General features: G+C 52.5%; 12 protein-coding genes. All 12 read left to right on the top strand.

Annotated elements, in window-relative coordinates:
* Positions 1-74: 74 nt before the first annotated feature.
* The 12 genes from PGRAT_RS23370 (at position 75) to ileS (ending at position 12,624) form a co-directional block, all read left to right on the top strand.
* Complete coding sequence (locus PGRAT_RS23370) at positions 75-983, top strand: Rpn family recombination-promoting nuclease/putative transposase (RefSeq protein ID WP_036706007.1); 909 nt, start codon at positions 75-77, stop codon at positions 981-983.
* A 260-nt stretch (positions 984-1,243) separates the two neighbouring features.
* A complete protein-coding gene (spoIIGA, locus tag PGRAT_RS23365; RefSeq protein ID WP_025707240.1) occupies positions 1,244-2,191 on the top strand; it encodes a sigma-E processing peptidase SpoIIGA in 948 nt (315 codons plus the stop codon).
* 58 nt (positions 2,192-2,249) lie between these two features.
* Complete coding sequence (gene sigE, locus PGRAT_RS23360; RefSeq protein ID WP_025707241.1) at positions 2,250-2,972, top strand: RNA polymerase sporulation sigma factor SigE; 723 nt, start codon at positions 2,250-2,252, stop codon at positions 2,970-2,972.
* Positions 2,973-3,050: 78 nt separating this feature from the next.
* Complete coding sequence (gene sigG, locus PGRAT_RS23355) at positions 3,051-3,833, top strand: RNA polymerase sporulation sigma factor SigG (protein ID WP_019909334.1); 783 nt, start codon at positions 3,051-3,053, stop codon at positions 3,831-3,833.
* A gap of 192 nt (positions 3,834-4,025) precedes the next feature.
* Positions 4,026-4,337 carry a YlmC/YmxH family sporulation protein gene (locus PGRAT_RS23350; RefSeq protein ID WP_036706008.1) on the top strand — a complete coding sequence of 104 codons (312 nt, stop codon included), beginning with the start codon at positions 4,026-4,028 and terminating at the stop codon, positions 4,335-4,337.
* Between the two features lie 143 nt (positions 4,338-4,480).
* Positions 4,481-5,335 carry a peptidoglycan editing factor PgeF gene (pgeF, locus tag PGRAT_RS23345; RefSeq protein ID WP_025707243.1) on the top strand — a complete coding sequence of 285 codons (855 nt, stop codon included), beginning with the start codon at positions 4,481-4,483 and terminating at the stop codon, positions 5,333-5,335.
* 3 nt (positions 5,336-5,338) lie between these two features.
* A complete protein-coding gene (locus PGRAT_RS23340) occupies positions 5,339-6,031 on the top strand; it encodes a YggS family pyridoxal phosphate-dependent enzyme (protein WP_025707244.1) in 693 nt (230 codons plus the stop codon).
* On the top strand, positions 6,031-6,474 hold the full coding sequence (locus PGRAT_RS23335) for a cell division protein SepF (RefSeq protein WP_020427825.1): 444 nt from the start codon (positions 6,031-6,033) through the stop codon (positions 6,472-6,474). Before PGRAT_RS23340 ends, PGRAT_RS23335 begins: the two co-directional genes overlap by 1 nt.
* 7 nt (positions 6,475-6,481) lie before the next feature.
* Positions 6,482-6,748: a YggT family protein gene (locus tag PGRAT_RS23330; RefSeq protein WP_020427824.1), complete on the top strand. Its 267-nt coding sequence runs from the start codon at positions 6,482-6,484 to the stop codon at positions 6,746-6,748.
* Between the two features lie 9 nt (positions 6,749-6,757).
* The gene (locus PGRAT_RS23325) at positions 6,758-7,540 is read left to right on the top strand and encodes a YlmH family RNA-binding protein (RefSeq protein WP_025707245.1); all 783 of its coding nucleotides are present in this window, start codon (positions 6,758-6,760) and stop codon (positions 7,538-7,540) included.
* Positions 7,541-7,763: 223 nt separating this feature from the next.
* Positions 7,764-8,249: a DivIVA domain-containing protein gene (locus PGRAT_RS23320; protein WP_025707246.1), complete on the top strand. Its 486-nt coding sequence runs from the start codon at positions 7,764-7,766 to the stop codon at positions 8,247-8,249.
* A 1,282-nt stretch (positions 8,250-9,531) separates the two neighbouring features.
* Positions 9,532-12,624, top strand: coding sequence for an isoleucine--tRNA ligase (ileS, locus tag PGRAT_RS23310; protein WP_025707715.1), 3,093 nt, complete (start codon positions 9,532-9,534; stop codon positions 12,622-12,624).
* Positions 12,625-12,735 lie beyond the last annotated feature (111 nt).

Below are 12,735 nucleotides of genomic sequence, written 5' to 3'. Positions count from 1 at the left end.
GCCATTGCTATGGAGTGATATGGTGTTTTTTTGTTTTTTTAGCTGTTATAATACGGATAACGGGAGTGAATATCATGGAATTGCTGGACCCCCGGGTGGATTTTGTATTCAAACGAATTTTTGCCAGCGAGAATAACAAAGATGTGCTGCTGGCTTTTTTAAACCGGATCCTTACGGATGCCGGGGATGCCCCTTTGGATGAAGTGGTGCTGCTGAACCCCTATACAGATAAGGATGACCCGTTGGATAAGCTGTCAATCTTTGATATTTGGGCAAAAACCGTGGATGGCAAGCTGATCAACATCGAAATGCAGCTGTTTAACAAATACGATATGGAGAAGCGGACATTATATTACTGGAGCAAACGGTATTCCGGACAACTGCAGACCGGCGGCAGATACACAGAACTCAAAAAATGCGTAACCATTAATATCTTGAATTACAAGGTGCTGCCCAATGAACATACTCACAGTGTTTTTCATCTGCGTGAGGATAGCAGCGGGGCACCGCTTACGGATGACATAGAGATTCATTTTTTGGAGCTGCCTAAGCTGAATCAGCCGGCTGTTCCCGGTGAAAGCGGTTTGGTCAATTGGCTCCTATTTCTAAAAGGGAACAATAATTCGAATTGGGAGGTACTGCGGATGAATGAACCGGCTTTGAGAAAGGCAATGGAGACGTTGGAATTTTTAAGTCAGGATTCTGAAGCGCGCCGTAAATACGAAGAACGCCAGAAAGCTCTGCATGACGAAGCCTCGCAAAGGGACGGCGCCCAAAGAGAAGGTTTTGCTAAGGGTATGCAAGAAGGAATCAAAGAAGGAGTCAAAGAAGGAATCCAAAAAGGAGTCAAGGAAGGCAAAAGGGAAGGTTTGAGAGAAGGCAAGCTAGAAGTAGCAAAAAACCTGCTGGCTATGGGACTTGACCCCTCCTCCATACAGGCAGCAACAGGCCTGACCGCCGAAGAAATACAATCTATCCAATAAAATACAATATGCTTGTTCGAAGTCAGCCCTCCGGAGGCTGGCTTTTGTGCGTTTGGCTGCGCCTCGAGCCGAATATTGTGCCCGGTACAAATAGCCAAGTCCCAGCGATGCTATAAACCGACAAAAAAACCTCAGGAATGCCCCCCAAGTTTAGACAGACTTTGGATGCGAGTCTTTTTATACTAATCATATCGTCCAAAAAGAGAGCTTGAACCTTGGTCTTTCGGATAGATACCCCGCTTAACAGGCAGGTGAATCCACTGGTTGTTTATATTGACTTGATCTTCGCGGCCAATCTGCTGATCGACGGAATTCTATTATGGCTCACAGGCTGGCTGGTCAAACTGAAAGTCTCTTGGTGGCGGCTCATTCTCTCCGCGCTGGTTGGCGCACTTTATGTGGTGATGATGTTTGTGCCGGAACTTTCGTTCCTGTACACCTTTCTCATCAAGTTTGGATTGTCGGTAGTTATGCTGTGGATCGCTTTTGGTTTCAGGAGTCTGCAAAGCTACCTTCGGGCACTAGGGGCATTTTATATGATTAATTTTGCAGCGGCCGGCGGAATTGTCGGCGTCCACTATTTGCTGCAAAGCTCTGGCGACATCTGGAACGGGATTCTGTTCACCTCTTCTGGCGGCCAAGCTTACCGTTTGAAAATCGGGTTTTGGTTTGTGCTTGCGCTTCTTCCTCTGGTCCTGCTTCTTTTCAAACTGATCCAGTCCTCAAAAGTCCGGAGGGAACGACTGGAGACGTACATCGGCGAAGTATGCGTAGAGATTGAGGGGGTGAGCGTCTCATGTCCCGGGCTGCTGGATACCGGCAACCGTCTGAATGATCCGTTGACCCGGATTCCGGTTATGGTGATGGAAGCGTCCCTGTGGGAGGGACATTTGCCGGCCTCCTGGAAAGGTAGGCTGACCGAGATTAGCAGCGACAAGCTCTTGCTGGAAGCGGACGGGCAGTCTTTTGCCTGGCAGGACAGATTACGGCTTGTGCCTTATAGGGGAGTCAACCGCGGAGCATCACTTATGCTCGCGCTGAAGCCGGATCTGGTGACGATAAAGCTTGGAGAGGAAACCTTTTTCAGCAAGAGGGTCCTTATCGGGCTGGATGGCGGGACACTGTCGGGAGACGGCGCGTACCGGGCGGTCATACACCCTGACCTGACCCAAAGAGAGGCCGCTGCGGAGGCGGCGGTGCCTTCATGATTCATTGAAGGACAAAGAACCATCTCAGGGCAACTGTGCACTTCTTGAAGGAGGAACAATAATGGTCAAATGGAAGATTGCGCTGCAACTGCAATATTACCGCATGCTGTTTCTGCTGGGGCTGAAGAGCCAAGAAATCTATTATATCGGCGGAAGTGAGGCTTTGCCCCCGCCCCTTACGAGAGAAGAAGAGGAATTCTTGCTGCAGCGGCTCTCCAGCGGTGATGCGGCGGTCCGTGCCATGCTGATTGAACGCAACCTGCGGCTGGTGGTCTATATTGCCCGTAAATTCGAGAACACCGGCATTAACATTGAGGATCTGGTATCCATCGGGGCGATTGGCTTGATCAAGGCCGTCAACACCTTTGACCCGGAGAAAAAAATCAAGCTGGCCACCTATGCCTCACGCTGCATTGAGAATGAGATTCTGATGTATTTGCGGCGCAACAGCAAAACCCGGAGTGAGGTTTCTTTTGATGAGCCGCTGAATATTGACTGGGACGGCAATGAGCTGCTGCTCTCGGATGTGCTGGGTACGGAGAATGACACCATCTACCGCAACATTGAAGAGCAGGTGGACCGCAAACTGCTGCAGAAGGCGCTGGAGAAGCTAAGCGAGCGGGAAAGACTGATTATGGAGCTGCGTTTCGGGCTGCGCGGCGGTGAAGAAAAAACGCAAAAGGACGTTGCCGATCTGCTGGGAATCTCCCAATCCTACATCTCGCGTCTGGAGAAAAGAATCATCAAGCGGCTGCGCAAAGAGTTCAACAAGATGGTCTAAGCTTAAAAAGCCAAGGAATAAAATGCCGGGCCGGGGAGATAATGTACAGTAATGTTTCTCCTTGGGAGGTAAATCATCATGACCCGAAATAAAGTCGAGATTTGCGGTGTGGACACCGCCAAGCTGCCCGTTCTGACGAACGTGGAAATGCGGGAGCTGTTCACTTCGCTGCAGCAGCAGGGCGAGCGATCCGCCAGAGAGAAATTGGTTAACGGTAACCTTAGACTCGTTCTTAGCGTTATTCAAAGATTCAACAACCGGGGAGAGTTCGTTGACGACCTGTTCCAGGTAGGCTGCATCGGGTTGATGAAAGCCATCGATAATTTTGACCTATCGCAAAATGTGAAGTTCTCCACCTATGCGGTGCCGATGATCATCGGTGAAATCCGCCGCTACTTACGTGACAACAACCCGATCCGGGTCTCCCGGTCCCTGCGGGACATCGCTTACAAAGCGCTGCAGGTGCGGGACAGCCTGACGAATCAGAATTCAAGGGAGCCGACGATTTTTGAAATTTCCGAGGCGCTTGGCGTCCCCAAAGAAGATGTGGTATTTGCCCTCGATGCGATTCAGGACCCGGTCTCTTTGTTCGAACCCATCTACCACGACGGCGGAGATCCGATTTATGTGATGGATCAGATCAGCGATGACAAGAATAAGGATGTGTCTTGGATCGAGGAAATTGCGCTCCGTGAGGCGATGCAGCGGTTGGGGCAGCGGGAAAAAAGGATTTTGTCGATGCGTTTTTTTGAAGGCAAAACCCAAATGGAGGTTGCGGATGAGATTGGCATTTCGCAGGCTCAGGTATCCCGCCTGGAGAAGTCGGCCATTCAGCAGATGCAGAAGCATGTTAAGTCTTAAACACACATAGCAGGATTGGACAAGGGTGTTCCGGGTGCAGTGAATAATCGCTGTCCGGGCACCCTTTTTATTGGACAGGCACCTGAATTAATCATGGCATGCGGACAAACCCGGGTAACATATATTGGACTATACGTCTGAATGTACAGGGGTGGCGAGGTGAACGACGATTCTATAGGAAGCGGTAAAAAAATGAAAATCTCTGATTTTCAGACGAAGGATGTGATTAATATTATCGACGGGAAGCGGCTGGGGCAGATCAGTGATCTGGAGCTGGATCTCCGCCGCGGCGTGATCGATGCCATCATTATTCCGGGGTATACGCGTTTCATGGGCCTCTTCGGAGGAGGCACAGATCTGATTATTCCTTGGCGGAATATCGTGAAGATCGGCGCCGATGTTGTACTCGTCAAGATGGAGGAAATCCGGACGCCGCAAAATCAGGAAGAGCGGGAAACGATGTATCTGGAACGGGGAGACCGCAGTGACCGGCGCACTTATTGACCAGGTGCGTCTTTTTTTAATATAAAAGCTGTTTCTGCTTGATTATTTTGGGGATGTATGGAGTATGAGGTAGTCTGGAACAGAAGCAGTCCGGCTCCACTCTATGAAGGCATCTTGTGGTACACTTAGGGCGAGGTGAAGATATGGAACCGTTTATGCAAAAGACCAGCACGCCTATGCTGCTTCATTTGGAGCCTTGGCGTACGGAGCATGCCGAAATCACTGCAGGGTTCACAGGCAGACAGGGTGGTATAGGCAAGGCGCCTTATGACAGTTTTAATTGTGCTTTTCATGTTGGAGATGAACCGTCGGATGTGCTCGGGAATCGTACATTGCTTGCAGAGAGCCTCGGATTTACACTGCAGGATTGGACCTGCGGAGAGCAAACCCATGGTAAAGATATAGCTGAGGTTAAAGCGGAGGACCGCGGGCGGGGCAGTTTGGACAGGGCATCAGCGTTTCAAGCGACCGATGGTTTGCTCACCAGTGTGCCCGGTGTGCTTTTGACCTCTTTTTATGCAGATTGTGTGCCTCTCTATTTCTACGATCCCCAGAAGAAAGTGGTTGGACTCGCACATGCGGGCTGGAAAGGAACCGTGGCAGAGATTGCTGCTGCTATGGTGGCCCGTATGGAGACTGTGTATGGCAGCCGTCCGCAGAATATTCTTGCCGGGATCGGACCTTCAATTGGCGGCTGCTGTTATGAAGTAGACGACCATGTAATGGGACATATCCGGCAGCTTGAGGATGGACTGAAGGCGGCGGCTTGCGGTGCCTCCCAGGACTTATACCGAACTTCGGAAGCGGATAGCCGTAAAAGCATGCTGAACTTGAAAGAAATGAATCGACGCATTATGATTAAAGCAGGAATATTGCCGACTCATATCGAATGTACATCATGGTGTACAAGCTGTAATCAGGATTTGTTCTTTTCGTACCGGAAAGAAAACGGAGTTACAGGAAGAATGACGAGCTGGATCGGAATAAAGGAGAGCTGAACGTTGACACTGCAGGAAAGAATTGCCGGCGTAGAGGAACGTGTTGCACGTGCCTGTGCGGCAAGCGGCCGGGATGTGGCGGACGTCAAGGTTATCGCTGTAACGAAATATGTATCGCTGGAAACGGTATCCGCGGTGCTGGAGGCAGGGCTTGGGGATATTGCCGAAAGCCGCTGGCAGGATGCTGAGCCCAAATGGAATGCCTTGGGACATAAAGGAACGTGGCATTTCATCGGACATTTGCAAACCAATAAGGTCAAGGATGTTATTGGCAAATTTCAATATATACACTCGCTTGACCGCTTGTCGCTGGCGCGTGAATTGCACAAAAAGGCCGATGCTGCGGGACTTACCGTGAACGTCTTCCTCCAAGTGAATATCTCAGGAGAAGATACGAAATTCGGGCTTGCCCCCGGGGATGTGCCCGGGTTTCTGCGTGAAATCGCCGGTCTGCACCACATTAAGGTCATCGGACTGATGACTATGGCGCCTTATGAAGCGGAGCCGGAGCAGACCCGTCCGGTGTTCCGCGGGTTAAGGGAGCTTCGCGATAAGCTTAATCTGCTGGCCTTGACACCTGAACCTATACAAGAGCTGTCGATGGGAATGTCGAATGATTTTGAAGTGGCGATAGAGGAAGGAGCCACCTGGGTGCGCCTGGGAACGGTATTAGTAGGTCATGAGGAGGGAGCTTGATGGGCGTGATGAACCGGTTTATGAGTTTTTTGGGCTTGCAGGAGGAAGAGGAAATTGTAGAGCGGGAGCAAATTTCCCGCGATGAGGAAGAATATGAGCCTGCCCCTGTAGAAACCCGCAAAAATCAGCGGGCCAACGTCGTCAGTATCCATTCGCAAAAAAATGTGAAAGTCGTACTGTATGAGCCCCGTTCTTACGAGGAGGCTCAGGAAATTGCTGACCATCTCAGAGCCCACCGCACCGTAGTAATCAATCTGCAGCGCGTCCGGAATGATCAGGCGATGCGGATCATTGATTTTCTAAGCGGAACCGTTTATGCCCTGGGTGGAGGGATTTCCAAAATTGGGGGCAATATATTTATGTGCACACCGGATACCGTTGAAATCCAAGGCTCCATTTCGGAGATTCTGGGTGACGATCAAGACTACAACAGAATGAGGTGAACGGGCTTTGTCCCAAATCAATCTAATTATTGAAATTCTATACAACATCTACTTCGTGATGATCATCTTCTACGTCCTTATGTCCTGGCTCCCGAATGTACGGGACAGCTTCATTGGAGAATTGCTGGGCAAGCTGGTGGAACCTTACCTCACCCCCTTCCGGCGGATTATTCCGGCGCTGTTCGGAACGATAGACATCTCCCCGATTATTGCCCTGTTTGTGCTGGAGTTTGCTAAGAATGGATTGCAGTATATTGTGGCATATGTATTTTAGGCTGCTGCGATGAAGAATGAAATTTACGGACATTTCCACCCCGATGAACGGCAATTTGTGGACAAGGCCTGGGAATGGGTCACCAGTGCAGGAGAGTATCATGAAACCAAGCTGACAGAATTTTTAGACCCCCGCCAAGGTTTTATTCTACAGACGCTAGTTAACCGCCACCCTGATGTTTCTGTAAGGTGGGAAGGCGGATCGGCGGAAGCAGAACGGAAGCGAGCCTTGGTGGCTCCCGATTACCGGGACCTTGATGCCGAAGATATGGAGCTGAAGGTACTCGCCATTTCCTCCGGAGAACAAAAGTTTCTGGCCTTGGAACATGGCGATTACATGGGCGCGATTCTGGGACTGGGAATTAAGAGAGGTAAAATCGGCGATATCCATGTGCTCGAGGATGGCTGTCATGTAGTTGTGGCGGCGGACATCGCCGATTATTTGGCGATGAACCTGACCGGAGTGCACCGGATTAATGTCAGTACAGAGATATTGTCTTTATCGGGTCTGCGCAGCAGCGATGTGAAGCTGGAGACCATAGACTTGACGGTTGCATCGCTGCGGCTTGACGGCATTGCGGCGGATGTGACCCGGCTTAGCCGGAGTAAAATCCTTGCGCCCATCAAGGCGGGGCGGGTCCGCGTGAACTGGAAGGTTGAGGAAGATCCTTCCTGCGGACTTAAGGAAGGGGATATGGTCTCCATTCAGGGTTTTGGCCGGTTCAAGGTTCTGGAGATCGGGTCTCTGACCAAAAAAGGCCGCTACCGGGTACAGGTCGGCAAATTTGTCTGAAATCCATGCAGGAATCCAGTGCTGCCTGTCGAAATTGAATATCTCTATAGGGAGCCAAACATTTTGAAAGCTGAACGCCGATACTTGTAGAAGAGGCGGCCCCTAGCGGCAGCCGAGTGAAATTACACAGCTGCTTCTACTTAAAATAGTCTTTCTATTTTGTCTGCGGACAGATTAGGGTTCAGGGGCACAAGAGGTCCGAAATTTCTAGGAGGTGCACAGCATGCCATTAACACCACTCGATATACATAACAAGGAGTTCTCCCGGAGAATCCGCGGTTATGATGAGGATGAGGTCAACGAATTTCTGGATCAGGTCATCAAGGATTATGAGAGCGTCATCCGTGAAAATAAAGAGCTGCACAACCAGCTTTTGTCCCTTCAGGAGCGGCTTGATCATTTTGTGAACATCGAAGAGAGTCTGTCCAAAACGATTCTCGTTGCTCAGGAAGCAGCCGATGATGTAAAGAACAACTCCAAAAAGGAATCCCAACTGATCATCAAGGAAGCGGAGAAAAACGCCGACCGGATTATTAACGAAGCATTATCTAAATCCCGCAAGGTTGCGATCGAAACGGAAGAGCTGCGCAAGCAGGCCTCTATCTACCGCACCCGTTTCCGGACACTGCTGGAAGCGCAGCTGGAGCTGCTGTCCACTGACGACTGGAACGCCTTAGAGAGCCGTGAGGTAAGTGAGAACGCGCTCTGAGCGGCAGATATCCCTTCAGGCTGTTCAATTGTGCACCGCGACCCTATCTGCTGCGGAGGGCAGCTGCCGCCTTCATGATTGACATTTCTGCTTAAAACGTCTATAACTAGAACATATCTGTAATCTGTTCATATCTATTCGATGACGGGACAAGTACGATAAGGTAACGTTCTCCAGAGAGTCGGTGATTGCTGCGAGCCGATTGTTCACGCCTTGCTCGGAAGATCTTCCCCTAGAAGCTAAGCTGAAGCGTTCAATACGTGTGTAGGCCTAAGCCGTCTGCCGGACGTTATCCCGGACCCGCGTGGCCAGCATGCTGCGCGGAACTGAGATTGTACTGAATACACACCGCCTGCGGATGTGCATGAGGCGCAGAATTAGGGTGGTATCGCGAGCGTCGTCTCGCCCCTTGGGGGCGGGGCGACGTTTATTTTTGCATCCCCCTAAATCCCCCTTCTAAGGGGGACCCCAAGGGCTGGCCGCCCTCTGGACACCCGCAACAAGGGATTGTTCGTGGAAAAATGGGCGTCTGCGGAAGGGAAAGGATTTGTTCGGCGGGGGAGCGTCCCTTCTTAGGCTCCCCTGGCGGGGACGCCTGCGGGGCCTTCCATGCGGAAGTGCGAAAAACAAAGGGCGAAAGGCACCCCGCCCAGCCCTGCCCTTCGGGATCGCGGGCGGGTCGCCAGGGCAAGGGCAAGGCCCCGGCGGGCTTCGCCCCGCCGCCGCAGAGGCACCCCGCCCAGCGCTGCCCTTCGGGATCGCGTGCGGGTCGCCAGGGCAAGGGCAAGGCCCCGGCGGGTTTCGCCCCGCCGCCGCAGAGGCACCCCGCTCAGCGCTGCCCTTCGGGAACGCGTGCGGGTCGCCAGGGCAAGGGCAAGGCTCCGGCGGCTTCGCCCCGCCGCCGCAGAAGCACCCCGCCCAGCGCTGCCCTTCGGGATCGCGGGCGGGTCGCCAGGGCAAGGGCAAGGCCCCGGCGGGCTTCGCCCCGCCGCCGCAGAGGCACCCCGCCCAGCGCTGCCCTTCGGGAACGCGTGCGGGTCGCCAGGGTAAGGGCAAGGCCCCGGCGGGTTTCGCCCCGCCGCCGCAGAGGCACCCCGCCCAGCGCTGCCCTTCGGGATCGCGGGCGGGTCGCCAGGTAGAGCGTGCCGCTAGCGGCGAAATGCGGGCATTACGACAATAGCAGATCAATACCCGCCTCTCCCCGGAAGTTAGACAATGTACCGTGTGTCCAGAGGGAGCGAAGAGGTATTTTAAGACAAAACCATGGAAGGATTGACCACCAATGCAAAAGGTAGATGTCAAAGAAAAAGCGCGGGCCAGAGACGTCCGCATTTTGAAGAAATGGAGCGACGAAAATACGTTCCGCAGATCTATAGAGAACCGCGAAGGCCGTCCGAACTATGTGTTCTATGAAGGGCCGCCGACGGCCAATGGCGTACCGCATATCGGGCACGTGCTCGGGCGGGTTATCAAGGACTTTATCGGCCGCTATCAGACGATGAAGGGCTACCGGGTAGTGCGTAAGGCAGGCTGGGATACTCACGGGCTACCGGTAGAACTCGGCGTACAGAAGAAGCTGGGAATCTCCGGCAAGCAGGAAATCGAAGAATATGGTGTGGAGAAGTTCATTAAGGAGTGTAAGGAGAGTGTCTTCGGATACGAGAAGCAATGGCGCGAGTTCACGGAGGCCATCGGGTACTGGACCGATCTGGATCATCCGTATGTTACCTTGGACAATACATACATCGAGAGTGTATGGAACATCCTGGCTACGGTCCATGAGAAAGGGCTGCTGTACCGCGGACACCGGGTAAGCCCGTATTGCCCAAGCTGCCAGACGACGCTGAGTTCGCATGAAGTGGCACAGGGCTACAAGACGGTCAAAGACCTTAGCGCAACAGCCAAGTTCAAGCTGGACGGCAGCGGCGACTACGTGCTCGCCTGGACGACCACGCCTTGGACTCTGCCGGCGCATATGGCACTGGCGATGAACCCGGATATGGAGTATGTCCGTGCCCAGCAGGAAGACGGCGTGTATGTGTTGGCGAAGAATCTTGTAGATGAGGTATTGAAGGGCGAATATACGATCCTGTCCACACACAAGGGTAAGGATTTTATCGGCCAGAGCTATACACCGCCATTCGGATACATCCAGGCCGAAAAACATAATGTTATCGTCGGTGCCTCCTTCGTTACCGATTCCAGCGGTACAGGGATCGTGCACATGGCTCCGGCACATGGTGAAGATGACTATAAGAGCTGCCGTGAGAATGGCATCAGCTTTGTGAACGTAGTGGATACTTCCGGTAAATATACGGATGTGGTTTCTGATTTTGCCGGACGGTTTGTGAAGGATTGCGATCTGGATATTGTGAAGGTGCTATCCGAGAAAGGCCTGCTGTACAGCAAAGAGAAATACGAGCACAGCTATCCGTTCTGCTGGCGCTGTGATACCCCGCTGCTCTACTATGCAACAGACAGCTGGTTTATCCAGACAACGGCAATCAAGGACCAGCTCATTGCGAACAACAACAGTGTGGATTGGTATCCTGATCATGTGCGGGAAGGCCGTTTCGGCAAATTCCTGGAGGAACTGGTGGATTGGAACATCAGCCGCAACCGCTATTGGGGGACTCCGCTGAATATCTGGGTCTGCCAGGATACGGGCAAGGAATTTGCACCGCACAGCATTGCTGAACTGAGATCGATGGCTATCGGGGAAGTACCGGAGGATATCGAGCTGCACAAGCCTTACGTGGATAACATCAAATTACGCAGTCCGTTCAGCGAGGGCGGAGTAATGGTGCGGACCTCGGAGGTGATCGACGTCTGGTTCGACAGCGGTTCGATGCCGTTCGCCCAAAGCCACTATCCGTTTCAGAATCAAGACAAGTTCGAGGACCAGTATCCGGCAGACATGATCTGCGAAGGGATTGACCAGACACGCGGCTGGTTCTACAGCCTGCTTGCGGTTTCGACGCTGTTCAAAGGCACAGCTCCGTATAAGGCTGTGATTGCCCACGGCCACATCTTTGATGAGAACGGCCAAAAAATGTCCAAATCCAAAGGCAACGTCATTGATCCTTGGGAAATCATGAACGAATACGGCACGGATGCGTTCCGCTGGGCGATCCTGTCCGACAGCGCGCCATGGAACAACAAACGGTTCTCGCGCGGCTTGGTCGGTGAGACCAAATCCAAGATTGTAGATACGCTGGTCAACACCCATGCGTTCCTGACGCTGTATGCCGGCATCGACGGCTACGATCCTGCCGATCATCCGTTCAAAGTATCGCAGCATAAGCTGGACCGCTGGATTCTGTCCCGCCTGAACAGCCTGATCCTTCTGGTGGATAAGGGCCTTGCCGTTAATGATTTCGTTAATACGTCCAAGGCGGTTGAGAACTTTGTGGATGAGCTGAGCAACTGGTATATCCGCCGTTCCCGTGACCGTTTCTGGGGCAGCGGGCTGGGCGAGGAGAAGCTTGATGCGTACCGCACATTGACGCATGTTCTGCTGACTACCGCTACGCTAATGGCTCCTTTTACACCGATGCTGTCCGAGGATATCTTTATGAATCTGGGCGGTGGAGAAAGTGTGCATTTGGCCGATTATCCTGTGGCCGATGAGAGTCTGATCGATCTGGAGCTGGAGCAGGATATGGAGAGTGCGAGACAGATCGTTGAGCTGGCCCGCAACGTCCGCAATGAGACCGGCATCAAGAACCGCCAGCCGTTGTCCGAGCTGATCGTATCGATCGACCGCAGCTTCCATTTGGCCGATTACGAAGAGATCATCAAGGATGAAATCAATGTCAAAGAAATTGTGGTGGAGCATAGCGACAGCGGATTTGTAGATTTTACACTGAAGCTCAATCTGAAGGTGGCCGGCAAAAAGTACGGTAAAAACGTCGGCTTCCTCCAGGGCTTCCTGAAAGCTTTGGATAGTGAGTCTACCCGCAAAACCGTACAGGAAGGTGTCATTGCGATTGTATCCCCGGAAGGGGAAGAGCTGCAGGTTACCGCTGAGGAGCTGCTCGTAGAGAAGCAGGCCAAACCGGGCTTTGCTTCGGCATCCGGGTACGGACTTACGGTAGCGCTGAATACGGAGATCACACCGGAGCTGGTGCAGGAAGGCTGGGTGCGCGAGATCGTACGTGCGGTCCAGGATTACCGCAAACGCCTGGATCTGCCGATTGAGAAGCGGATCGCGCTGACCCTTAAGCTGGACGGCGAGCTGAAAGCCGCAGTGACGGCATTCGAACATGTGCTCCGCGAGAATGTGCTGGTAACTACAGTTGATTTCGATGGCGACCATGCGTTTGAGACCGTAGAGGCCGGAGGCAAATCGATCGGAATTCACATCGAAGCTTAAAGGATTGCATTACCTGTCCCTTAATGGCATATACTAGCGGCAAAGGATAAGATTCTAGGGGTTAGCGGCAAAATGACGAGCCCGGTGCTTAAAGAGAGTCCTCTCTCTTTT

It is taken from the genome of Paenibacillus graminis (genome assembly GCF_000758705.1).
GTDB lineage: Bacteria > Bacillota > Bacilli > Paenibacillales > Paenibacillaceae > Paenibacillus_AQ > Paenibacillus_AQ graminis.
This window is presented reverse-complemented; position numbering and strand designations above follow the sequence as displayed.

Bases quoted from the DNA above. Each gene is read 5' to 3' on its own strand.
- PGRAT_RS23350 (WP_036706008.1), top strand. From the start codon at position 4,026: ATGAAAATCTCTGATTTTCAGACGAAGGATGTGATTAATATTATCGAC.
- PGRAT_RS23335 (WP_020427825.1), top strand. From the start codon at position 6,031: ATGGGCGTGATGAACCGGTTTATGAGTTTTTTGGGCTTGCAGGAGGAA.
- ileS (WP_025707715.1), top strand. From the start codon at position 9,532: ATGCAAAAGGTAGATGTCAAAGAAAAAGCGCGGGCCAGAGACGTCCGC.
- PGRAT_RS23370 (WP_036706007.1), top strand. From the start codon at position 75: ATGGAATTGCTGGACCCCCGGGTGGATTTTGTATTCAAACGAATTTTT.
- PGRAT_RS23325 (WP_025707245.1), top strand. From the start codon at position 6,758: ATGAAGAATGAAATTTACGGACATTTCCACCCCGATGAACGGCAATTT.
- PGRAT_RS23320 (WP_025707246.1), top strand. From the start codon at position 7,764: ATGCCATTAACACCACTCGATATACATAACAAGGAGTTCTCCCGGAGA.
- pgeF (WP_025707243.1), top strand. From the start codon at position 4,481: ATGGAACCGTTTATGCAAAAGACCAGCACGCCTATGCTGCTTCATTTG.
- sigG (WP_019909334.1), top strand. From the start codon at position 3,051: ATGACCCGAAATAAAGTCGAGATTTGCGGTGTGGACACCGCCAAGCTG.